The 22,485-nt window shown below is 62.3% G+C and carries 22 protein-coding genes; 12 read left to right on the forward strand and 10 right to left on the reverse strand.

The features are described from left to right. Nucleotides 1–30: 30 nt before the first annotated feature. Together MC381_RS10715 and MC381_RS10720 are read left to right on the forward strand one after the other, a co-directional pair. Nucleotides 31–894, forward strand: coding sequence for a LysR substrate-binding domain-containing protein (locus MC381_RS10715; RefSeq protein WP_251977745.1), 864 nt, complete (start codon nt 31–33; stop codon nt 892–894). A 143-nt stretch (nt 895–1,037) separates the two neighbouring features. After that, nucleotides 1,038–1,541: a hypothetical protein gene (locus MC381_RS10720; protein ID WP_251977746.1), complete on the forward strand. Its 504-nt coding sequence runs from the start codon at nt 1,038–1,040 to the stop codon at nt 1,539–1,541. 7 nt (nt 1,542–1,548) lie between these two features. On the opposite strand, the gene ltaE is transcribed toward MC381_RS10720, so the two are convergent. Both ltaE and MC381_RS10730 read right to left on the reverse strand, forming a co-directional pair. After that, nucleotides 1,549–2,565 carry a low-specificity L-threonine aldolase gene (gene ltaE / locus MC381_RS10725; protein ID WP_251977747.1) on the reverse strand — a complete coding sequence of 339 codons (1,017 nt, stop codon included), beginning with the start codon at nt 2,563–2,565 and terminating at the stop codon, nt 1,549–1,551. A 129-nt stretch (nt 2,566–2,694) separates the two neighbouring features. Beyond that, complete coding sequence (locus MC381_RS10730; RefSeq protein ID WP_251977748.1) at nt 2,695–3,558, reverse strand: sirohydrochlorin chelatase; 864 nt, start codon at nt 3,556–3,558, stop codon at nt 2,695–2,697. 186 nt (nt 3,559–3,744) lie between these two features. Here MC381_RS10730 and MC381_RS10735 point away from each other — a divergent pair, with 186 nt between their 5' ends. Continuing rightward, nucleotides 3,745–4,041 (forward strand): YciI family protein, encoded by a 297-nt coding sequence (locus MC381_RS10735; RefSeq protein ID WP_251977749.1) that lies wholly within the window; start codon nt 3,745–3,747, stop codon nt 4,039–4,041. A gap of 77 nt (nt 4,042–4,118) precedes the next feature. After that, a complete protein-coding gene (locus MC381_RS10740) occupies nt 4,119–4,391 on the forward strand; it encodes a hypothetical protein (protein WP_319022838.1) in 273 nt (90 codons plus the stop codon). Nucleotides 4,392–4,787: 396 nt separating this feature from the next. On the opposite strand, the gene MC381_RS10745 is transcribed toward MC381_RS10740, so the two are convergent. Continuing rightward, nucleotides 4,788–5,012, reverse strand: coding sequence for an addiction module protein (locus MC381_RS10745; RefSeq protein ID WP_251977751.1), 225 nt, complete (start codon nt 5,010–5,012; stop codon nt 4,788–4,790). Between the two features lie 182 nt (nt 5,013–5,194). Here MC381_RS10745 and MC381_RS18355 point away from each other — a divergent pair, with 182 nt between their 5' ends. Beyond that, nucleotides 5,195–5,416 carry a hypothetical protein gene (locus MC381_RS18355; RefSeq protein WP_319022839.1) on the forward strand — a complete coding sequence of 74 codons (222 nt, stop codon included), beginning with the start codon at nt 5,195–5,197 and terminating at the stop codon, nt 5,414–5,416. A gap of 204 nt (nt 5,417–5,620) precedes the next feature. Here the strand turns inward: MC381_RS18355 and MC381_RS10755 are convergent, their stop codons facing one another. The 4 genes from MC381_RS10755 to MC381_RS10770 form a co-directional block, all read right to left on the reverse strand. After that, complete coding sequence (locus tag MC381_RS10755) at nt 5,621–6,448, reverse strand: hypothetical protein (protein WP_251977752.1); 828 nt, start codon at nt 6,446–6,448, stop codon at nt 5,621–5,623. Nucleotides 6,449–6,535: 87 nt separating this feature from the next. Beyond that, nucleotides 6,536–7,105: a ParB/Srx family N-terminal domain-containing protein gene (locus MC381_RS10760; protein WP_251977753.1), complete on the reverse strand. Its 570-nt coding sequence runs from the start codon at nt 7,103–7,105 to the stop codon at nt 6,536–6,538. A 396-nt stretch (nt 7,106–7,501) separates the two neighbouring features. Further along, nucleotides 7,502–8,323 carry a M90 family metallopeptidase gene (locus MC381_RS10765; RefSeq protein WP_251977754.1) on the reverse strand — a complete coding sequence of 274 codons (822 nt, stop codon included), beginning with the start codon at nt 8,321–8,323 and terminating at the stop codon, nt 7,502–7,504. Between the two features lie 3 nt (nt 8,324–8,326). Next, nucleotides 8,327–9,889 (reverse strand): bifunctional GNAT family N-acetyltransferase/carbon-nitrogen hydrolase family protein, encoded by a 1,563-nt coding sequence (locus tag MC381_RS10770; RefSeq protein ID WP_251977755.1) that lies wholly within the window; start codon nt 9,887–9,889, stop codon nt 8,327–8,329. 249 nt (nt 9,890–10,138) lie between these two features. On the opposite strand from MC381_RS10770, the gene MC381_RS10775 reads away from it, so the two are divergent. Genes MC381_RS10775 through MC381_RS10785 form a run of 3 tightly spaced genes read left to right on the forward strand, consistent with a single transcriptional unit; the run spans nt 10,139 to nt 13,343 of the window. Next, nucleotides 10,139–11,302, forward strand: coding sequence for a porin (locus tag MC381_RS10775; protein WP_251977756.1), 1,164 nt, complete (start codon nt 10,139–10,141; stop codon nt 11,300–11,302). A gap of 10 nt (nt 11,303–11,312) precedes the next feature. After that, complete coding sequence (locus MC381_RS10780; RefSeq protein ID WP_251977757.1) at nt 11,313–11,729, forward strand: type 2 periplasmic-binding domain-containing protein; 417 nt, start codon at nt 11,313–11,315, stop codon at nt 11,727–11,729. A 6-nt stretch (nt 11,730–11,735) separates the two neighbouring features. Next, nucleotides 11,736–13,343, forward strand: a complete 1,608-nt coding sequence (locus MC381_RS10785) for a diguanylate cyclase domain-containing protein (protein ID WP_251977758.1) — start codon at nt 11,736–11,738, stop codon at nt 13,341–13,343. On the opposite strand, the gene MC381_RS10790 is transcribed toward MC381_RS10785, so the two are convergent. Beyond that, nucleotides 13,340–13,960 (reverse strand): flavin reductase family protein, encoded by a 621-nt coding sequence (locus tag MC381_RS10790; protein WP_251977759.1) that lies wholly within the window; start codon nt 13,958–13,960, stop codon nt 13,340–13,342. The two genes, MC381_RS10785 and MC381_RS10790, sit on opposite strands and share 4 nt — an antisense overlap. 89 nt (nt 13,961–14,049) lie before the next feature. Here MC381_RS10790 and MC381_RS10795 point away from each other — a divergent pair, with 89 nt between their 5' ends. Continuing rightward, on the forward strand, nt 14,050–15,006 hold the full coding sequence (locus tag MC381_RS10795; protein ID WP_251977760.1) for a TIGR03571 family LLM class oxidoreductase: 957 nt from the start codon (nt 14,050–14,052) through the stop codon (nt 15,004–15,006). Nucleotides 15,007–15,084: 78 nt separating this feature from the next. Here MC381_RS10795 and MC381_RS10800 read toward each other — a convergent pair whose 3' ends face one another. Beyond that, complete coding sequence (locus tag MC381_RS10800; RefSeq protein WP_251977761.1) at nt 15,085–15,810, reverse strand: dienelactone hydrolase family protein; 726 nt, start codon at nt 15,808–15,810, stop codon at nt 15,085–15,087. A gap of 305 nt (nt 15,811–16,115) precedes the next feature. On the opposite strand from MC381_RS10800, the gene MC381_RS10805 reads away from it, so the two are divergent. Further along, nucleotides 16,116–17,912 (forward strand): DUF748 domain-containing protein, encoded by a 1,797-nt coding sequence (locus MC381_RS10805; RefSeq protein WP_251977762.1) that lies wholly within the window; start codon nt 16,116–16,118, stop codon nt 17,910–17,912. A gap of 13 nt (nt 17,913–17,925) precedes the next feature. Here the strand turns inward: MC381_RS10805 and MC381_RS10810 are convergent, their stop codons facing one another. Next, entirely contained in the window at nt 17,926–18,609 is a 684-nt protein-coding gene (locus tag MC381_RS10810) for a glutathione S-transferase (protein ID WP_251977763.1), read from the reverse strand. A 232-nt stretch (nt 18,610–18,841) separates the two neighbouring features. Here MC381_RS10810 and MC381_RS10815 point away from each other — a divergent pair, with 232 nt between their 5' ends. Beyond that, nucleotides 18,842–20,650, forward strand: coding sequence for an assimilatory sulfite reductase (NADPH) flavoprotein subunit (locus MC381_RS10815; RefSeq protein WP_251977764.1), 1,809 nt, complete (start codon nt 18,842–18,844; stop codon nt 20,648–20,650). 30 nt (nt 20,651–20,680) lie between these two features. Continuing rightward, entirely contained in the window at nt 20,681–22,447 is a 1,767-nt protein-coding gene (locus MC381_RS10820) for an NADPH-dependent assimilatory sulfite reductase hemoprotein subunit (protein ID WP_251977765.1), read from the forward strand. Nucleotides 22,448–22,485 lie beyond the last annotated feature (38 nt).

The following is a 22,485-nucleotide window of genomic DNA, read 5'->3' on the forward strand; positions in this document are numbered from 1 at the left end:
ACGCCATCCTTGCCTGTCTGGAGACCTGTTATGTCCGACCTCCCCCCCGTGCTCTGGCTGCAGGCGTTCGAGGCCGCAGCGCGTACCTTGAGCTTTACCGAGGCCGGCCGCGAGCTGGGGGTGACGCAATCGGCGATCAGCCAGCGCATCCGGCTGCTCGAGGATCGTCTCGGCCAGCCACTGTTCGTGCGCTACCCGCGCAGTCTGGCGCTGATGCCGGCCGGGCGAGCCTGGTTGCCGAGCGTGCAGGAGGCCTTCTCGCGTCTGGCCGAGGGCACCTCCGAAGTGTTCGGCCCGAGCCCGGATGCTCCAGTCACGCTGCGCGCCACGCCGGCAATGCAGCAGACGTGGCTGGCGCCGCGGCTGATGCGCTTCCAGCAGGCGCATCCGGAGATCACCCTGCGATTGGTCAGCGCGATCTGGGCGGACGACTTCGGTGCCGAGGGCGCCGATCTGGAGATCCGCTATGGCACCGGCGAGTGGGGCGACGTCGCGGCCGAGTGTCTCGGCGAGGAGCGCCTGCTGCCGGTCTGTTCGGCCGCCGTGGCGCGGACGCTTCAGTCGCCGCGGGACCTGGCCGGTCAGACGCTGCTGCACGCCGCCGGATTTGCAGCCGGTTGGCCTCGCTGGCTGGCCGAAGCCGGTATGGCCGGGCTGGAACGCGACTGTCCGGCGATGATCTGCGATACCCATGTGACCACTCTGGCACTAGCCTCCTACGGCGGTGGGGTGGCGCTGTCGCATCGCCGCCTGCTCGAAGCCAGTCGCGATCTGGTCGCGCCCTTCGAGCTCGATATGGCAACCGAAGAAGCCTTCTGGCTGGTCCGGCCGGCGAGCCGACAGCCGCGCCCGCCGGCGCAGGCGCTCTGGAACTGGTTGCTCGACACCGTCTAACCGGGATGTCGCCGATTCCCGATGGCAGCAGGCCGAGGTGTTTTGTCGCCGTGGGCAGCCGAATGCCAGGTCAGTCACGGTGATCGGCTAGACTGGAGCGACAACCGTCCGGAAAACGGCGACCGGCAGGGAGGGAGGAAGCGATGAACGAGATATTGTCCCATGAGCGGCGCAGGCCGTTTGGCACGTTGGCCCGACGCATGGCGCCGCGGCTGGCACTGGCGCTGGTCGTGGCGAGCGGCATGGCGCTGCCGAGTCTCTCCGTGCTGGCGGATGGCGTTGCCGTTGCCGACCCGCAGACCGGCCAGCAGATTCGTCTACCGGATCGCCACCACAACGGCCACATGGACGACTGGCATCGGCAGCTCGACGTGCATGTCATGCCCGGCATGACCGGTCCGCGTGATGGTGACGGCTATTACCGGGACTATCACCGGGGCTATCACCAAGACTATTACCGGGACTATCACCAGGACTACGATCGTGACTATCGCCGCGAGGGCGATGGCGGCACGATCTGTCACGGCGATGACGGCAACACCACGATCTCCACCGAGAGCCGACGCTGCGACCCCGGCGCGACAGCCGGTGACGGCGGCCCCCGCGTGCGAAACGGTTCCCCGTCGTCGCCCCCGACCGGCAACTAGCGTCCGATCAGACGCCGCGCCGGCAATAGTCGCCGAAAGCGGCCACGACGCGGTCGATGTCGGCCATCGAGACATCGCGATGGGTGACGAAGCGCGGGGCGTAGAGGGCGCCGACCAGAATGCCGCGCTCGGCCAGCCAGGCGTGTAGCTCGGCGGGGTCGAGTGCAGGATCGTCGAAGCTGACGAACACCATGTTAGTCGCCTGCGCAGTTACCGTGATGCCCTCGATCGCCGCCAGCCCGGCGGCCAGGTGCGCCGCCTTGGCGTGGTCCTCCACCAGCTGGGGCAGGTGATGGTCGAGCGCATATTCGCAGGCGGCTGCCATCGAGCCGACCTGACGCAGGCCGCCGCCGACCACCTTGCGCCAGCGGCGGGCCGTGTCGATAAAGGCTTCCGGCCCCACGAGTACCGAGCCCATCGGCGCGCCCAGCCCTTTCGAGCAGCAGACCGAGACCGTGTCGAAAGGCGCACATAGCGCTTCCAGGCTCCTGCCGCTCGCCGCGGTCGCGTTGCCGATCCGCGCGCCGTCGAGATGCGTCGCCAGGCCATGCTCTCGTGCCAGCGCCGTCGTCTGCGCCACGTGATCCGCGTCGAGCACCTCGCCGTGGAAGGTGTTCTCCAACGTCAGCAGACGCGTACGCGCGAAGTGCGGGTCCACCGGTTTGATCGCCGCCTTCAGCTTCTCAAGCGACAGTTCACCCGTGTTCAGCCCATCCAGCGGCTGCGGTTGGATACCGCCCAACACCGCCGCGCCACCGCCTTCCAGCCGGTACGTATGTGCCTGCTGATCGACGATATATTCATCGCCGCGCTGGCAGTGGGAAAGCAGCGCCACCAGATTGCTCTGCGTGCCGGAGGGCAGGAACAGCGCCGCCGCCTTGCCGGTGCGCTCGGCGAGATAGTGCTCGAGATGCGTCACGCTGGGGTCATCGCCCCAGACATCGTCGCCGACCGGCGCTTCGAACATGACTCGGCGCATCTCGGCGCTGGGGCGGGTGACGGTATCGCTGCGAAGATCGATCATGGGGACTCCAGTGGATTGTCGTTATTGGGAAAAACGCGTGTCAGGGGCAGGCGGTTGATGGTGCGGCAGTCAAACTCGGCCATGGCGCCACCAGCGCTTGGCACGGGGCTGAGTGGAGGCCATCATCGCTCAAGACGGGGACGACACTGCCCGCTTTTCCAGCAGCAGCGGTCCGCCGGCGAGCGCCTGCTGCAGACGCGTGTGCAGAATCTCGACGATGGCGTCGTTTTCGCCCACCAGCCGCGTCGTGTCGACGTTGAGCCCGGGCGAGTGCGCCATCGCCTGGCTGCAGATCTCGGCGATGTCGCCGCCCTCACCGGCATGACGGCCCGGGGAGAGAAACAGCATCGACAGGATCACCTCGCTGCCGGCCAGCGTCTCCTCTGACAGCAGGTCCTCGAGCAGCGGCTCGTTGAAGCGATAGGCATCACCCTCGCGGCGTTCCATCGAGGCGAATGTCACGCAATCGACCTCATCGGCCAGCAGCGCGCTGAGCTGCCCGGCCAGATAGTTGCGCACCGCCGTGACCTCGGGGATGGGGCTGCCGTGATCGACCAGCACGACCTTGGGCCGCGACTGACCCGTCATGCGTTCGCGCACGTTCTCCGCCAGCAAACGCGCCAGACGCAGATCTGGCGCCAGCCGCGTGTCGACCAGCGGTGGGGCGATCCTCACCGAAAGCGACGGGTAGTTGGCCTGCACCTCGGCCAGCCGCTCCGGCAGATAGCCGGTTAGCGCTTTGCTGGGGCCGAAGAAGAACGGCACGATGATCAGTTCCGTGCCGCCCGCCGCCGCGTGGCGTTCGGCCAGCGGGCCAACCGTCACCGCTTTCTCCCCGTCCAGCTGCTCCGGCGGAATCTTGAACGAATGCAGCAGTGAGGCGGCCTCGACCGGCTCGCCGCTTGCTTCGCTCAAGGCGCGAGCGAGTCGGCGCAGATTGCGTGTGGCGGCGGGGCGCAGGGAGCCGTTGTCGACAAGCAGAATCTTTCGCATGGGGCCTCGAGGCTAGCGCGTACCGGCGGTGAATGACAGTTTTCGTGGCGTGGTGTTGCCATGCATCTAGCATACGCGAGCGCGGCGGATCGGTAGAGGCGACCCATGCCGGGCGCGGATTGTGCCACGCGCGGGGTTGCCGCATGATGCGAAGCACCTGAGAAATCCAACGAACAGGAGCGCTCCATGCCCCAATACGCGGTAGTGGCCTACGACTACACGGACGACGGTGCCCTGGAGCGCCGGCTCGCCAAGCGCGAAGCGCATCTGGCCGGCGTCCGGGATCTTGCCAAACAGGGGAAGTTCCTCAGCGGCGGCGCAATCCTGAATGACGACGGCAAGATGATTGGCTCCAACGCCCACTTCCGTTTCGACGACCGCGCCGATCTCGAAACCTGGCTCGAGACCGAGCCCTACATGACCGGCCGCGTCTGGGAGCATGTCGATATCCGTGAAGTGAAACTCTTCGACCCCAACGCCTGAGCCTTATGACCGACGACCCATCTCTAGCTTCACGTGTTCGCCAACTGCTCGAAACCGCAGCGCACGACAGCCTGCCGATGACCTATCAACAGGTCGTCGAAGCGCTGGGCTTGCAGCCGCCGCGTACCATCCAGCGCGTCGCCCAGGCGCTGGAAACCCTGATGCGGGAGGATGCGGAACAGGACCGGCCCTTTATCGCCGCGCTCGTCGTCAGCCGGCGCGGGGAAGGGCTGCCGGCGCAAGGCTTCTTCGATCTCGCGGTGGATCTGGGACGGTTTCCCGCCGACCCGGCGCAATATGCCAAGGCCTGGCGGCAGGAGTTCGAGCGCGTGCTGGCGGCGAAGGAGTAGGTATACGCGGTAAGCTTCTAGTCGAAGCCGGAGTTCGGGTTGCACGCCCTCAATCCCGGTGGCGCATTACCCGTTCAATTTCCAACAGGAAAGTCGGTGCTACTAGTTAAAGCCTGCCAAGCCAGTACTGCGGACGGCGCCGAGTGTGGGCAACCGCCAAGACCTGGAAGCCATCAGACTTTTCTCGGTAAACGATGGAGATCGGAAATCGGTGAAGAGGGGCTCGACGGATATCTGGAGACAATTCCACTGCCCAGGCTTTTGGCGACTCGGCAAGTAATTGTGCCAAGGCTTCGAATTCCTTCATGAAGGCGCCACCCAACCCCGGAACTTTTGATTCGTAAAAACCCACTGACTCCAGGAACTCGGCTTCCGCTGCCGGGTGAAAAGAGTAATTCACCTGGTCAGAGCTCTGGCTTTCTTCATGACCTCTTCACCGGGCACAGCCTGAACAGCGCCACTATCCAGCTCTTCGGCCCTGCGGCGAGCCTCGAGTAACCAATCGGATCTGAGCTCTTCCTCTGGTGGAGCCTCCAGGCTCAGCACTAGTCGCTGGATCAATTGGGCCCGCTCCTCTCTGGAAAGATGGAGAGCTTCGTCCTCGATTTTCTGGAAATTCATGGAAGAACCCTCTCATTCCTGCGCCGTTCAATTCTGGCACGGATGAATGCCCGGTGCCATGACTTGACCCTGGTGCGCGGCGCGGACTCGAAGCCAAGCGGTCCGGCTCTACGTGATTGGCCGAGTTCGGAGCAGGCTGGTGTCCGAGAAGAGAAGTTCTTCGACCCCAACGCCTGAGCCTTATGACCGACGATCCATCACTACCCTCGCGCGTCCGCCAGCTTCTCGAAACCGCACCGCGCGACAGCCTGCCGATGACCTACCAACAGGTCGCCGAAGCGCTGAGCCTGCAGCCGCCACGCACGATCCAGCGCGTGGCCCAGGTGCTGGAGACCCTGATGTGTGAGGACGCGGAACAGGACCGCCCCTTTCATCACCGCGCTCGTCGTCAGTCGGCGCCGTAAAGGGCTGCCGGCGCAGGGCTTCTTTGATCTTGCGGTGGAATTAGGGCGGTTTCCCGCCGATCCGGCAAGGCATGCCGAGGCTTGGCAAGAAGAGTTTGGGGAAGTGTTGGCGGTTACAGGGTAAGCGTCTTTGGATGGCATCATGGTAGGCGAATTATTCATTTACTATGTCCGCATTCGCCTAGGACCTGAGATAACACTTGATTAATTGGTAGACTGTTGTTCAGGTGTTTTTTCAACCGTGGCAGCAGGCTGTCCTGTTGGATCATCTGTTATGTATCGTTGCTGACTTTCGTCACTTTTTAAATTATCGAATATAAAAGAACCCGCGATTGAACCAATAATTCCCAGTAGTAACGCAAATAAGCTTGAAAGAATTAGAGTCCAAATTGGGTAGCGCTTTACCTTTTCCAAAATACGAAAATAAAGGTCTTTTTGGATCTTTTTAATATCTTTTTCCGCTGATTCGATGTCGTTGTTCGATACGCGATCTCGCCTGAGTTTTTCTTTGCATTCACCACAGATTATAGGGGTGTGACACGAAGCAACTAGATCGGATTTAATGCCGTTCATATCGAAAATACAGCCACGCGTTTCATCGTGGGTGAAGTCGGTCATCTCATGGAACTCTGGAATTTTGTTATTGTTTCTTTTGTAAGCAAAGGTGTAAGCAATGAGAAGCCGGTGTATAACGTTTTCCAAAGGGATGTTGGAAAAATTCAAAATTTCTTTAATTTCGTAAAATGTGAAGGCGATTTGATTGTTGCCTAGTCTTCGAGAATACCAATTGGCTTCCAATGGGACATTCACAATCGCAATCATAAAGTCTGCGCCATTTACTTTAGGTATTTGATTTATAACTAGGTTATCAGAAAACTCCCAATCAGTCCCATCGGAATCGCACCGCAGTTCATGATTGTCAATGTTTCCAGTTATTTCAAATAACGAAGAAGAAAAATTTCTGATTTTCTTTGGATTAAACTCCAAAGGTAAATGGCCGATAGAAACTATTTTAATTTTAACCTTGCTCATGAAATCCCTTTTGAAAATATGGCGCCTTCATAACCGGCACGGCTTTGCTGCGTTCAGCGCCTGAAAGGCGCTAAGTTGATTGACTTTTTAAATATTTTTCCACTCAATATTTAGAATGGAATCCATTTTCTTCTTGTGCTTAGGATCTATATGTATTGGGATATTCTCTATGTTTAGTTCTTTTGCTATTGCATATCGGTGATGGCCGCCATTAAAGATGACTTCTCCAGATTCGAGTGGTTTTACTAATGGAGGTGAAATTCTCCGATTTTCTGAGAGATAAACAATCAATCGGGCCAGCTTATCGTATGCCCCTACCTTCCAAAGTTCACCTTCATCGCGTCGACTGTAGTGGCATAATTTAATATCAAGCTCTTGTAGGTTGATATGACCTAACAAAAATCCATTTGGATAATATTTTAAAAACTCGTCAGCCTTCATGCCGTCCAATGAAAAGCGCTGCCCTTCAAAGGATAAATCCCAATTAAATTTGATAGGCGGCCAGCCAGAAGAGGGTGCCCCTTCATATTGCTTAGACTCCTCTGAAATTCTCATCCGGAGTTCTTTTTCTGCTCGGTATTCGTAAATGCTTTCACCATTCAAGTGGGCTATAACTTCATCCGCAGACATTGATTCGTTTAAGTCTTCGATATTCATGTGATGCTTACCGGGTATTGGGTGGCGTGATCGGTTATTGAATTGAGCGTACGCGCGTTCAACAATTTTACTTAGCACGCCATCCGCATCCCAACCTATTGAAATCTTTATGCATTAAATATAACTCGATGACATGGCACCAATAATCGCGCTTTCTGCATAACTCCCTAGAACGCGCATGGACCTTCCTTAGGCCATCCGCTTTGGGTCGTAAACAGCCTTGGTCTTCACATGCCCACTCCCCAGTCACGGCGCTACCCGAGCATCGTGGCATCGTTTTCCCTTTTAATGTAAAGCAATGTCTATAAAAAGTAACGATTGTGATACCAATTCGCTAGTCAGGGTAGGAGGGCGCGCGGTGGGGCTGATGCGGGGCCGGGCAAGGGCTATGCGGTATCAATCCTGCGTTGGGTCGAATCCCGTTGTCTGTTGCCGCTCGAACCGCCCTAACACATCCTGCCCGAAGTACCGCTTTAGCAAGTCATAAAGCTCGGGATAGACCTCGACCAATTGATCCGGGGCGGTGAAAAACAGTTCGCAGCAAACAGCGAAGCATTCGCCGGGGTGGGTGGCGGCGTAGTCGTCGATAGGCGTGTCTTTACCCCGTTCGAGATGCGCCTGAAGGTCGTCCCAGACGGCGGTGAAGACGCGGTGCCACTCCTGGGCGGTGACGTCGCTGTTGCTGGCCAGCGGGGGGAAGCCGTCGACGTCCTGGGAGTTGCCTAAATCGAGCTTGTGGGCGAATTCGTGGATCACGACGTTGTAGCCAGTGAAGTCGCCGCTCTCGGCGACTTCGGGAATGGCGAGGACGACGGGGCCGCGCCAGGAGGTTTCGCCGGCGCGTTCGTCGTCGTATTCGTGCATGACGCCGGCGTCGTCCATCTCCTCGACGCGGCGGTGGAAGGCGTCGGCGAGCAACACGATATCGTTGACGTTGGCAAACGCTGCCTGGGCGTCGTCATCGTTCCAGCCGAGCGTGAGCAGGCAGGCCTGGGCGGCAATGGCGAGCTGGGCGGTGAAGTCGAACTCGGCGCCGTCGCCCGCCGCCCAGCGTTTGCTGTGAACCAGCTGCCAGGCGCGCGGGCCGAGGCGTTTGGCTTCCTCGTCGCCGAGCGCGGCGAGCAGCGGCAGGCTCCGGCGCACGCGCTGCCACTGGTCGGGGTCGAACGGATGCCGCCCCCGATTTTGCGCGTCACGCCGTCGCCGCAGCCAGTTCATGGCCTAGCTCTCTTCCTGACGCCCGCCGGATTTCCACGACCAGTCGCGCAGGCGCAGGTCGTAGAGGTCGAGCCGGCGATCCTTCAGATTGGTCACCGCGCCCTCGGAGCGCACCAGCTTGAGCTTGGTCAGGTCGAGATCCGAGAACATCACCATTTCGGTGTTGGGCGTGGTCTCCGACATCACCGCATCGTGCGGGAAGGCGAAGTCCGACGGCGAGAACACCGAGGATTGGGCGTACTGGATATCGAGGTTCTCGATCGACGGCACGTTGCCGACGCTGCCGCAGGCGACCACGTAGCATTCGTTCTCGATCGCGCGGGCTTGTGCGCAGTGGCGCACGCGCAGGTAGCTGTTCTTGGTGTCGGTCCAGAACGGTACGATCAACACGTCCATGTCCTGCTCGGCGAGCAGGCGGGGCAGCTCGGGGAATTCGACGTCGTAGCAGATCAGGATGCCGACTCGTCCGGCGTCGGTCTCGAAGACCTGCAGCTCGTCTCCGCCCTCGACGATCCAGTCGCGGCGCTCCTGCGGGGTGATATGGAGCTTGGCCTGGCGGTCGATCTCGCCGTCTCGATGACAGAGATAGGCGACGTTGTAGAGCTTGCCGTCCTCACCTTTCTCGACCATCGAACCGGCGACGATGTTGATGTTGTAGGAGACCGCCATGCGCGAGATTTCGGTCTTGAAGCGTTCGGTGAAGCCGGCCAGGAACTGGATCGCCTCGACCTGATCGGTCTGGTCGGTCAGGGCCATCAGCGGCGTGTTGAACAGCTCCGGGAAGACGGCGAAGTCGCTCTGGTAGTCGGAGATGGCATCGACGTAGAACTCGACCTGCTTGAGTACCGCCTCGACCGAGTCGAACTCGCGCATCTGCCACTGCACGGCGCCCACGCGGACCTGGGTGCGGCGCGTCTCGATCACGCGGCTAGCCGGCTCGTAGAGGATGTTGTTCCACTCGAGCAGCGTCGCGTAGCCCATCGACTTCTCGTCCTCGGGCAAGTACTTCTTCAGCAGGCGCTTGACCAGGAAGTCGTTGGCGAGCTGGAACGACAGGATCGGGTCGTAGAACTCCTTGCGCGCGACCCGGTCGATGTACTCGGTCGGCGACATGTCGTCGGCGTGCTCGTGATAACCGGGAATGCGCCCGCCGGCGAGAATCGCGCGCAGGTTCATCGAGCGGCACAGATCCTTGCGCGCCTCGTACAGCCGCCGCCCGAGGCGGTAGCCGCGGTAGGCCGGGTCGATCAGCACATCGAGCCCGTAGAGCGCATCGCCCTCCGGATCGTTGAGGATGATCTCGCGATGGCCGATCAGCTCGTCGTACTTGTGCGGGTTGGAAAAGTGGTCGTAGTCGACCTGAACCGTCAGCGCCACGCCGACGATCTTGCCGTCGTCCTCGATCACGATCTGGCCGTCCGGGAACTCGGCGATCAGCTTGTCGATGGTCAGCTTCGACCAGGCGCCGCCGATGTCGTCGTAGACGGCGTCCATCAACCGCTTGAGCTGGCCGTAGTCCTCGGGGGCGAGGTTGCGCAGATTGAGATGCAGTTCTTCCAGTGACATTGAGCGCCTGTCGCCTCCGTTGCGAAACGTCTTGATAGAACGTCTGAAGAAAAAGGCGCGCGTCGAACGCGCGGCGAATGGGGAGAAAGTCTAACACGCGATCCGGGATCGGCCGTGCCGAAGGCCGCCGATGGCAGGCGCAGCCGTGGCCGCTACCGGACCGCCGATTACAGATTATCGCGTAGCTGCCGACAATGAAGTGATTGAATTCACTTTACTTAGCGGCCGCCTAGCGGTCCGGGAATCGCGATGCGTGTACTTCGCCTGTTGTTGACAAGCCTGCTGCTGTGGGCGCTGGCCAGCCCGGCCGTGGCTCGCGCGTTGACCGATAATGGCAGTTTGACCCTGAGTGGTTTCGGCACGCTGGGCATGGTGCACAGCAACCAGGATAGCGCCGAATTCATCCGCGATATCGGTCAGGCCAAAGGGGCCGGAGAGGGCTGGAGCGCACGCACCGATTCGCTTCTGGGCGCCCAGCTCGGCGTGCGCCTGAACGATGAACTGGATGTCGTGGTGCAGGGGATCAGCCGCTATCACGACAGCGGCAATTTTCGTCCCGAGTTGAGCTGGGCCTTTCTGCGTTATCGTCCCGATCCCGCCGTACGCTTGCGTGTTGGTCGACTGGGTTGGGATGTCTACCAGCTCGCGGATTCCCGCTATGTCGGTTATGCCTATCCATGGGTACGTCCGCCGGTAGATCACTTCGGGACGTTACAACTGACGCATATCGATGGGGCGGATATCACCTTCAAGCAGCCCGTCGGCCGTGATCTGTTGCAGCTCAAGCTTTACGCCGGTCGCTCGGACAGCGAGATTTATCTGATCGACGGATTGACGGCGGATTTCGATGTCGACCAAGTTTACGGTGGGAATCTCGACTACGAAACCGGCCCCTGGCGATTCCGCATGAGCTATACCCAGGTCCACTCGGATGTGGATTTCCAGGGCGCGGTGGCCGATCAGATCGAGCAGATTCCCTTCGCCAACCTCGATGCCAATCATGTTCTCGGTGACGTTTTCGGCTTTGACCGTATTACGCTCTTTTCTTTGGGGGCGCTCTATGACCGGGGCCCGTTGCAGGTCCAAACGGTCGTCAATCGCAGTCAAACCACGCGCCATGACGGGCAGATTGATTCCGGCTTCATTTCTCTTGGCTATCGGGTGGCGCCAGTGACACCTTATGTTGTCTTGTCGAGGGTCCAGACGACCTCCACCAATCCCGATAATAGCGATATCGATCAGCAGACCTGGTCGCTTGGTGCGCGTTACGATCTGGCCACCGGCATGGCACTGAAAGCGCAGTTCGATCGTATCCACACGCGGAGCCCGGGCTTTTTATGGCGCGACGCCGACAGTGGCTGGGACGGAGGGTGGAGTTCTGTCTTCAGCCTCGGTCTGGACTTCATCTTTTAAGGGATCGTCCATGAACCGAGTTAGAGCCTTCATACTGTGCTCTCTGCTGTTGGTCACGATACCGGCGACAGCCGATATCGCGATCGTGGTAAGCAAGGAGAGCGGTATCTCGCAGATATCGCGTGACGACGCCGTCAATATCTTCATGGGGCGTTATCGCAAGCTGACCAACGGCCATCTGGCACTACCGGTCGACCTGACGCCGCTCAAGACGCGCTTCTACCGCGTGTTGGTCAATCGCGATGTCGCGACCATCAACTCCTACTGGGCACGTCTGGTGTTCTCCGGCGAGGCATCGCCGCCGCAGCAGATCGCGACACCGCTGGAAATGCGGGATCTGGTCATGCACAACGCCAATACGCTGGGCTATATGGACAGCGACGAGGTCAACGACGACATCCATGTCGTGTTGACGCTGCATGAATAGCGCGACATGACACGCTTGCTGACCCTGCTGCGAACCCGTCTGGCACTGCGTACAACGGCGATTATCCTGATGATCGTCGGCCTGCTTGGCCTGCTGTTCATGAGTGGCGCCGTCTATCTCAGCGCCAAGAGCGAGCAACGCAAGCAGGTGGAGCGGCTGGAAGAGCTGCTCTCCACCGTGGAGCGCACCGCGCAGGTCGCCTGTTTTCTCGGCGATCAGCACTTCGGCGAGGAGGTCATCGACGGGCTGCTGAGCAACCGGGTCGTCAACGCCGCACGGATTCGTCTCGGCGACGGCAGCCTGCTCGCCCAGGGGCGGTCGGAAGGCGTCGAGCTCGATGGCAGCAGCGTTGCGCGTGTCATCATGTCGCCCTTCGACGCCGAGGATGCGGTCTGCAGCATCACGCTGACCCCCAACCAGCAGCGCATCGATGCGCTGGTCCGTGAGTCTTCCTTGTTCATCGGTCTCGTGCTGGTACTGCAGTTGACCGGCATCGGCATCTGCGTGGTGCTTGTCGTCGTGCGCTTCGTGACGCGTCCGATCACCGGGATCTCGCATCGTCTGAGTGAACTCGAGGCCGAAACGGGACAGAAGCTCAAGATTCCGCGCGGCAATCAGGGGGACGAGATCGGGCAGCTCGTCACCAGCGTCAACGCGATGATCGACAATCTGGTCGAGACGCTGGGCAAGGAGCGCCGGTTGCGACTGGCGAGAGAGGTCGAGGAGCGCCGCTATCGGGCGATCTTCGACAACGTCGAGGCGGGTATCTTCGAACTCGATGATGAAGGGTGGATTCGCGCCGCCAATCCGGCGTTCCGGACCCTATTCGACATCATCGGGGCGCGAGATCTGGAGCAGTACCCGCAGGCGCTGACATCACTCGTCAGCAGTGGCGCCCCGGGGCCGGAGGCGTTGCGTGGGCTGCTCGAGGGCGAGCAGGAACAGCGGCACTGGGAGGTGGCGCTGGGCGACGAGCGGCAGCAGCGTTGGGTCAATCTCATATTGAGCCCGCTGGAGACGGGGCGCATTCAGGGCGTGGCGCAGGATATCACCGCCAGCAAAACGGCGGCGGCGGCAGCCGAACGTATGGCGATCACCGATGCGCTGACCGGGCTCGGTAACCGCCGTGGGCTCGATCACCGACTGGCGGTCATCGCGCGCCACCACCGGTTCTACCCGGAACGCGGCCATGCGTTGCTGGTGCTCGATTTCGACCACTTCAAACAGATCAACGACACCTACGGCCATCACGCGGGAGATCGCGTGTTGCGCCATGTCGGCGATATTCTCTCCCAGCTGGTCCGTCAGCGTGACTACGTGGCCCGGCTCGGCGGTGACGAGTTCGTGTTGCTGCTCGACGGCTGCTCGCGGCGGGAGGAAGTGGAGCGGCTGCTCCAGCGTTTCGTCGAGCAGCTCGCCACGCCGATTTCGCTACCTGACGGGGAGAAGATCGTCATCGGGGCGAGTGTCGGCATCGCCATACTGGGGCGCGATACCGACGACCCGCAGCAGGCGATGCAGTATGCGGACATGGCGATGTACGCCGCCAAGCGCGCCGGGCGCAATGCCTGGCGCTTCCATGGCGACGATAGGCCAGAGGGCGCGTCGCGCTAGCCGGGGCGGTACATCTGAAACTTGCGAGCCTCGTCGATCTCGAAATAGTCGGCCGGGCCGCCACCGCGCAGAATCGGCCGCGCCTCGGCGGTCTGGTAGGCGCCGTCGGTGAGCAGCGCAGGATCGATATGCACGCCGACCACTTCGCCAAAGACCATCCAGGTGTCGAGTTCGTCACCGGCGGCTGACTGCAGGCGCAGCGTCTGCGTCAGGCGGCATTCGAAGACCACGCGCGCCTGCTGAACGTGAGGGACCTCGACGACGCGAGAGGGCGCCGGCGTCAGCCCCGCCAGGGCGAACTCGTCGACATCGGCCTCGACCGATGCACAGCTTTCGTTCATCGGCTCGGCCAGTTCGCGGGTCGCCAACTGCCAGCAGAATTCGCCGGTCGCTTCGATATTGCGCACGCTATCCTTGTAGCCCACGCTGGCGAAGCCGACGATCGGCGGCGTGTAATTGAAGCCGTTGAAGAAACTGTAGGGTGCCAGGTTGAGTGTGCCGTCGCGGTCGTGCGAGGAGATCCAGCCGATCGGTCGCGGACCGACGATGGCGTTAAACGGGTCGTGGGGCAGACCGTGACCGAGATGCGGTTCGTAGAAGTGGGCGTTGCTGGGCATGTCTGGGATTCCTTGGCCGGTGCCGTCTATCTACCGGAAAGTGAAGCGGAAGATCAGAAGCGGAAAATCAGGAGTCGAAGGATAGTCCCATGTCGGAATCTATCGCCACTCTCGCCAATCCTGCGGGGCGCCTGTTCACGCCGGGGCGGCTGTCGATCGGCTTGAATCTGCCGCTGGTGCGGTCCGGGCAGCGGGTGGTCAATGTTGCGGCCCAGCGTGCGCTGGCACGGCGGGCCGACGCGGCGGGCTTCCGTGCCCTGTGGGTGCGGGACGTGCCGCTCAACAGCCCGGACTATCCCGATCCGGTCGGGCATCTCGACCCCTGGAGCTGGCTGGGCGCCTTGGCGGTCGAGACGCGCCAGGCCGTGCTGGTCAGCGGCGCCATCGTGCTGCCGTTGCGTCACCCGCTGCATATCGCCAAGGCGGCAGCGTCCGTGGCCGTGCTGTCCGAAGGGCGCTTCGTCCTGGGGCTCGGCGCGGGAGATCGCCCGGGCGAGTTCGCCGCCTTCGGACGCGAGATTGGCGAACGCCGCCGGCGGTTTGCCGAGCACTGGGAACGGGTCGCGCTCGCGCTCGGCGAGCCGTCAACCGTGGTGCCTGATCGCCACGAAACGGAAACGCCGACGTTCCGGCTCGAACCTCAGCCGCCGAGTTCGGTGCCGCTGCTGGCGGTCGGCTCCGGCGGGCAGAGCGTGAACTGGATCGCACGCCACGCCATAGGCTGGATGACCTATCACCGCGAACCGGGACAGCAGCGCGACCGCTACCGGCTCTGGCGCACGGCCGTCGAGCGTAGCGTGCCGGGCGAATTCCGCGCCTTTGGCGAGGCGATGCGCCTTGCGCTGGAGACCGACCCCGATGCGCCGGCGGCGCCGATCTCGCTGGGATATCGTAGCGGGCGGCATGCCCTGGTCGGCGAGCTCTCCCGCCTGCGCGAGATGGGCGTTCACCATGTCTCGCTCAATCTCGAGCTGGACGAACGCCCCGCCGAGGCGGTGATCGACGAGTTGGCGGCCCACGTGCTGCCGCACTTCCACTCGCCGTGATTCGGCGACCGGCGTGAACCGGCCGGCGAGCGCGCTACCGGCACCGAGCGGCTGCCTTGCTGGGCGCGGATCGCCGGCTTACTGGGCGTGGGTCGCCAGAAAAGTCAGCGTGCGGCCGTGAGCCAGTGCCGAGGCGTGCTGGTTGTAGCTGGCGCGGGCCCAGCAGTTGAAGCCGTGTTCGGCACCCCCGTAGAGATGGACCTCTACATCGCTGCGGCCTTCGAAGGCCGCACGCGTGCGCTCGACGTGCTCCAGCGGGATGTGATCGTCCTCGGCACCGAAGTGGAACTGGGTCGGGACCTTGAGCGCGTCGGCGCGGTCGAGATACTCTGTCAGCCCGCCGGCGTAGTAGCAGATCGCGGCATCGACGCCAGCATCCAGACCGCTGAGGTAGGAGAGCACGCCGCCCATGCAGTAGCCTACCGAGGCGACCGGGCCGTCGCAGACCGGGCTCGCCCGGAATGCCTTCACGGCCGCCCGCAGATCGCTGATCGCCGTGGGATAGTCCAGCGCGTTCTTGTGCGCGGCTGCGGCCTTCCAGTCCTCGCCCTCGTAGCCTAGTTCGACGCCCGGCGCTTCGCGCCAGAAGATGTCAGGGGCGATCACCGAATAACCGTCGAGCGCGTACTGCTCGGCCACGCCACGGATATGGCCGTTGACGCCGAAGATCTCCTGGATCAGCAGAATGCCGGGGCCCTTGCCCTTGTGCGGCAGCGCCTGATAAGCCTTGAACGTCTGGCCGTCCTCGGCCGTGATCTCGATCCACTCGGTTCGGATCCGGGTCTGGGAATCGCTTTGAGACATGGTTTCTCCCTGCGGGCCCGGTGGAAAAGAGTGACATGACAGCGGATGATCGAGGGCCCGAATCAGGCAGTCTAGCAGTTGCCCGGGCGTGGTTGTCGCTTCTCGCTCCCTGGCGACAAGCACGTCGCTTTCGATCCGGAGGCGATGTTGAGCGAACGGCGGCCTGTGCCGGATCGCGAGTGAGCGACTACACCTCGGGTGCCCGCTTGCTATGCTGAAGGAGCCGGGAGGTTCGTGCCCGGCAGGCGCTGACGGTTCCGCGTCAACGCCTCATGGATTCGCCGTCGACGCAAGGGAGTGTGTCAATGTTCAGGAATGCTGGGTCCGGAAACGGCCGCTGGGCCGTCGTCTTCGGACTGGTTGTCTTGTTGCTGTTTGCGGCCATCGTCATCACGCCGTGGGCCTTGACCCAGTGGGCCGAAAGTCGCTTCACGCGCACGCTGGGCGCCCCGGTGCATCTCGAACGCATCACCCTCAATCCCTTCACGGCGACAGCCAGATTCTCGGGGCTCGATATCGGTGAGCCGCGCACGCCGATGATCACGGTGCCCAGCGGCGAGGTGATGTTCGCCTGGTCGACGCTGTGGCAGTCCGGCATTCAGGTGCGGCAGGTGCGGCTCGAGGCCCCGCGTCTGCATCTCGTCTCGCGCGCCGATGGCTCCCTCAACGTGGCGACGCTGGGTAGCGAAGGGGCGGCGGGCTCGTCTGGCAGCGCTTCCTCACAAGCAGACAGCGAGGCATCGCCGCTCACGATTGCGCGGCTCGAGGCGCACGGTGGCCGCATCGACTGGCAGGATCGGCGCACGCCGGAGAACGCCTCGCTCAGGGCGAGCGACGTCGAGGTGACATTGCACGACTACCGGCTGGGTAGCGGTCGCCCGATGCACGGGCAGGCGACAGCGACACTCGGCGGGGGCACGGTCGATCTCGAAGGGGCATTCGGTATCCAGCCTTTCACCGGCGATCTCGCCGTGACCACGCAGCAGGTCGCGGCGGCGCCACTCGATCCCTGGCTCACCGCGGCGGTGCCGGCGCGGATCGATGCCGGGCGCTTCGATCTCGACGGTCGGCTCCGCTTCGGTGCCGCCAGCGAGGCACTGATCGCCTATCGCGGACAGGTGGCGCTCACTGGATTCGAGACGCATGCGCCGCAGGGGCAGCCGCTCTTCTCGCTGGCGCAGGGGCGCTTCGAGAAGGTCGATTTCGCCTCTGGCAAGCAGCTGCGGGTGGCGTCGGCGACGCTGACCGGGCCCAAGTTGACCGCCCAGTTGGGAGAGTCGGGGCAGTTCAACCTGGCCGAGGCGTTGGGTAGAGGGCAGGACGATGCGCCGCGCGCCGGCGGCGATGAGACTGGCAGTGGCGGCGCGGAGGCTGGCAGTAGCGGCGGCGATGATACTGACAGCGGCGGCGATAACGGAGCTGACGAAAATGGTGGCCGCGGTCGCGAAGGCCAGGGCGGCGGACTGTCCGTCGCGCTCGACCATCTCGGAATCGAGCAAGGCGAGTTCGATTTCGAGGATCGCCGCATGTCACCGACCGTGGCTCTCGATATCGACGAACTCGAAGGCGAGCTGAACGGCCTGGACTCGCGCAGCGACGCCCCGGTGAGCTATCGCTTCGATGGTATGGAGAGCGATGGAACGCCGGTCATGATCGAAGGCGAGGCGAGCTTTGGTGACTCGCTCGAGGCGCGCCTGCGCCTGACCACCGAGCGGTTGGCGCTATCGGAATTCGCTCCCTACATCCGGCGTTTCGCCGGTTACCGAATCGACAGCGGCAGTGCCGACCTGGATCTCAACTATCAGCTTCGTGACGGCGCGCTCACGGCGCGCAATCACATCATTATCAAGCAGCTCGATCTGGGCGAGCAGACCGACCAGGACGAGACATCGCTGCCGTTGAAGAAGCTGGTCGGGCTGCTGCAGGCGGAATCCGGCGTGATCGATCTCGACATTCCGATCGAGACCACGGTCGATGGCGACACGCAGGTGGATATGAGCGTGGTGATCTGGCAGGCGATCCGCGAGTCGCTCGCGAATCTCCTCACCTCGCCGGTCGACTCGCTGCAGGCCCTGATTGGCGGCGACAACAGCGCGGATTGACGTTCGGCGCCGCCTAGCCTCGACGGTCCTCGATCACGCGTCGCCCGCGTAGGCAGTCCGCTTCGTGCGGTTCGTCGACCCAAGGCTCGGCGATGCCCTGTTCGATCCACTCGGCGACGGCGGAATGCGCAAGCAGGCGCCGTGCATAGGCGGCGGCGGCCTCACCGAGCTCGAGGCCGTAAGCGCGCACGCGCACGGCGACTGGCGCGAACATGGCGTCGACTGCGGTGAAAGCGCCTCCCGCCAGCCAGGGACCGCCGAAGGTATCGAGACCTTCTTTCCATAGCGCATCAAGACGCGCGATATCTTTCATGAGCGCCGTGCTCGGCGTGCCGAGATCGATGCTCAGCGAGCAGGTCATCGAACATTCGTCGCGGAGGGCGGCAAAGCCGGCATGCATCTCGGCACTGGCGCAGCGCGCCCAGGTACGGGCATTACGATCGCCGGGCCAGACTGCGGCATGGTCTTCGGCGAGGGTTTCGATAATCGCCAGCGATTCCCAGACCACAAGATCACCGTCATGCAGACAAGGCACCTTGGCCGTGGGGGAAAATCGCGTGAACGCTTGCTGCATGCCGGCGCCTTCGAAGGGCGTCATGACTTCCTCGAAGGGAATTTCCAGCGTGCGTAGCAGTACCCAGGGCCGCATCGACCAAGATGAGTAGTTCTTGTTGGCGATAAAGAGTCGATAAGCCATGAGAGCCTCGGATCACGTGAATGAGAAGCCGAGTATGCGTCGTCGACTTCGGGGCGCAAAGCCTTCATCACTCGACCAATAATCCTGAATCGAATAATGACAGCGCGGATCGAACTTTTCGCTTTTTGCACATTGCCCCAACACTGAGCGGTTCTGTGCCTAACCTTTGCCCAGGGAATGGCAAGGCGTGATGCCGACAACGCGCGACTTCAGCACCGACGAGAGATTCTGAATGGCCCCGATTTCGCTGACCGAAACCAACAGCCCCTTGAGTGCCGACCAGGCCAAACGTGTGCGGCAAGCCCTCGAAAGCCTCGATGCGTCTCAGCGCCAGTGGCTGAGCGGCTATCTGGCAGGGCTTGGCGCACAACCGGTGGATCAGGCGCAGGAGAGCGGCGCCAGCCAGGTGGAAGCGACCTCCGTGTCGACGTCGCTGACCGTGCTCTTCGGGAGCCAGACCGGTAACGCAGAAGGCGTCGCCGAACTGGCTGCGGAGCGGGCCGTTGCGATGGGTTTCGACGTCCAGCTCATGAGCATGGCGGATGCCAGCAAGAAAACGTTGAAAGCCGTCGTGCGGCTGCTGGTCGTCGTCAGTACCCAGGGTGATGGCGATCCGCCGGACCCGGCGCTCGAATTTCACGAGCTGATGATGGGGCGCAAGGCGCCGAAGCTCGAAGGCGTTCGCTTTGCAGTGCTGGGCCTGGGCGACGCCAGCTACGAGCACTTTTGCCACACTGGCAAGGAGTTCGACGCGCGCCTGTCGGAACTGGGCGGCGAGCGGCTGATTGACCGCGGCGACTGCGATGTCGATTTCGAGGAGACCGCCGAGAGCTGGATCGACACGGTGCTGGAATCGCTCTCCGGCGATCTCTCCTCGTCGACGGCCCCGGCGGAGGCAAACGCTGCTGCGGCAACGCCGATCAAGAGTGCGTATTCGCGCAAGAACCCGTTCATGGCCGAAGTGCTGACCAGCCAGCCGCTCACCGGCCGCGGCTCCGACAAGCACACGCTGCATCTGGAATTCTCGCTCGAGGATTCCGGGCTTGAGTATTTGCCCGGCGATGCCGTCGGCGTCGTGCCGCAGAACGACCCCGCCCACGTCGACGAGCTGATCGAGACGCTCAAGCTCGACGCCGCATCAAAGCTCGACGAGGGGCGAGTGCTGCGCGATGCGCTGCTGGCCGACTTCGAGGTCACCACGCTGACGCGACCGTTTCTGAAACAGTGGGCCGAGTGGTCCGAGGTGCCGGAGCTCGAACGGCTGCTGGGCGAAGAGGCCCGCGACGAGCTGCGCGACTGGCTCCACGGGCGCCAGATCATCGACCTGATCGAGCAATTTCCGGTGGACGGCATCGACGCCGCGCAGTTCACCGCGGCACTGCGCAAGCTGCCGCCGCGGCTCTACTCCATCGCCTCCAGCCAGGCCGCGGCATCGGACGAAGTGCACCTTACCGTTGCGGTGGTGCGCTACGAGACTCACGGCCGGGCGCGCAACGGCGTGACGACGACCTATCTCGCCGACCGCGTCGAGCCCGGCGACAAGGTGCCGATCTATATCGATCACAACAAGCAGTTCAAGCTGCCCGATGATGACGAAGCCCCCTTGATCATGATCGGTCCCGGTACCGGCGTGGCGCCGTTTCGCGCCTTCCTGCAGGAGCGGGAGGAGCGCGAGGCCAACGGTGACAACTGGCTGTTCTTCGGCGATCGGCACAAGCGAAGCGATTTTCTCTACCAGACCGAGTGGCTGAAATGGCGTCAGCAGGGGCTGCTTACTCGGCTGGATGTCGCATTCTCTCGTGATCAGGCCGACAAGATCTATGTTCAGGATCGGCTGCGCGAACGCGCCGAAACGTTATTCGCCTGGCTTGAAGCCGGCGCCTACCTTTATGTCTGCGGCGATGCCGAATTCATGGCGCCGGACGTGCATCAGGCGCTGAAAGACGTGATCCGCGAGCAGAGCGGCTGCGATGCCGAGGGGGCGGACGACTACCTGCGCCGTCTTCAGCAGGAAAGGCGCTACCTGCGCGACGTCTACTAAGAGGTCGGTCTCACCGGCAAGGAGAACATCATGGATATCATCGCCAAATTGCGCGACGTGCCGTTCGACGAGCTGCATCCTAATGAACGGCTCAAGGTTGAGAGCGATTATCTACGCGGTTCGCTCGAGGCGGGGCTGGCTGACGAGGCGACCGGCGCGGTGGCCGAGGACGACACCCAGCTTACCAAGTTCCACGGTTTCTATATGCAGGATGACCGTGACCTGCGCGACGAACGCCGGCATCAGAAACTCGAGCCGCTTTACAGTTTCATGGTGCGTCTGCGTCTGCCCGGCGGCGTGATCTCGCCGAAGCAGTGGCTAACGCTGGACGATGTCTCCTCGCGCTACGCCAACGGCACGCTGCGCATCACCACGCGCCAGACATTCCAGTATCACGGCGTGTTCAAGGAAAATCTGCGCGCGCATCTGCAGGCGATCGACAAGGCGATGATCGATTGCATCGCCGCCTGCGGCGACGTCAATCGCAACGTCATCTGCAGTGCCAACCCGCACCGCTCCCAGATTCACCGCCAGGTCTACGAGCTGAGCCACGCGATCAGCGATCGACTACTACCCAGCACCCGTGCCTATCACGAGATATTTCTCGGCGAGGAACGCGTGGCCGGGGGCGCCGAAGAACGTGAAACGGTGTCGAGCAAGCGTGATGCCGAAGCCGAGGGCGATCCTCGAGAGCCGCTCTATACGCGCCACTATCTGCCGCGCAAGTTCAAGGTTGCATTGGCAATCCCGCCGGAGAACGACGTCGATCTGTTTGCCCACGATGTCGGCTTTATCGCCCACGTCGAGAATGGTGAACTCGACGGGTTCACCGTCTGCATCGGCGGCGGCATGGGGATGACTCACGGCGAGCCCTCCACCTTTCCGCGACTTTCCGACCCGATCGGCTACTGCACGCCGGAAGCCGTGCCCGCGGTCGCCGAGGCGATCATGCTGACCCAGCGCGACAACGGCAATCGCCGCGACCGCAAGCAGGCGCGGCTCAAGTACACCGTCGAGTCCATGGGGCTCGACGCCTTCAAGGCTGAAGTGGAGTCGCATCTTGGTGAAGCGCTGGCGCCGGCGCGTGAGTATCACTTCGCCGACAACGGCGATCGTCTCGGCTGGATCGAGGGCGACGACGGGCTTTGGCACTACGGCCTGTTCGTGCAGAACGGGCGAATCGCCGACTTCGATGACGGCCCGCAGCTACGCAGCGGCCTGCGCGAGATCGCCGAAACCCACGATGGCGACATCGTGCTCACCACCAACCAGAACCTGATCGTGACTCAGGTGCCTGCGACGAAGCGCGAGGAGATCGACGCCATTCTCGATCGTCATCGGGTCGTCGCCGATCACTCACGGCTGCGGCGCAGTGCCATGGCCTGCGTGGCATTCCCGACCTGCGGTCTGGCGATGGCCGAAAGCGAGCGCTATCTACCGTCACTGATCGACAAGCTCGATACGGTGATGAATGAGGCGGGACTCTCGGATGACGCCATCACCGTACGCATGACCGGTTGCCCCAACGGCTGTGCGCGCCCTTATTTGGCCGAAATCGGTTTCGTCGGCAAGGCGCCGGGGCACTATAACCTCTATCTCGGTGGCGGCTTCAGCGGTCAGCGCCTCAACAAGCTCTATCGCGAGAACATCGACGAAGCGACGATCCTCGGCGAACTCGAACCGCTGATTCAGCGCTACGCCGCCGAGCGTGAGACCGGCGAACCGTTTGGTGACTTCGTCATTCGTACCGGCGTGATCAAGGAGACCACCGCTGGGCGAGCGTTTCACGACGCCTGAGCCCCAGGGTTTCTGGAAACGGCAATGTCGATACCGAA

The sequence above is a fragment of the Salinicola avicenniae genome, assembly GCF_023736115.1.
Lineage (GTDB): Bacteria > Pseudomonadota > Gammaproteobacteria > Pseudomonadales > Halomonadaceae > Salinicola > Salinicola avicenniae.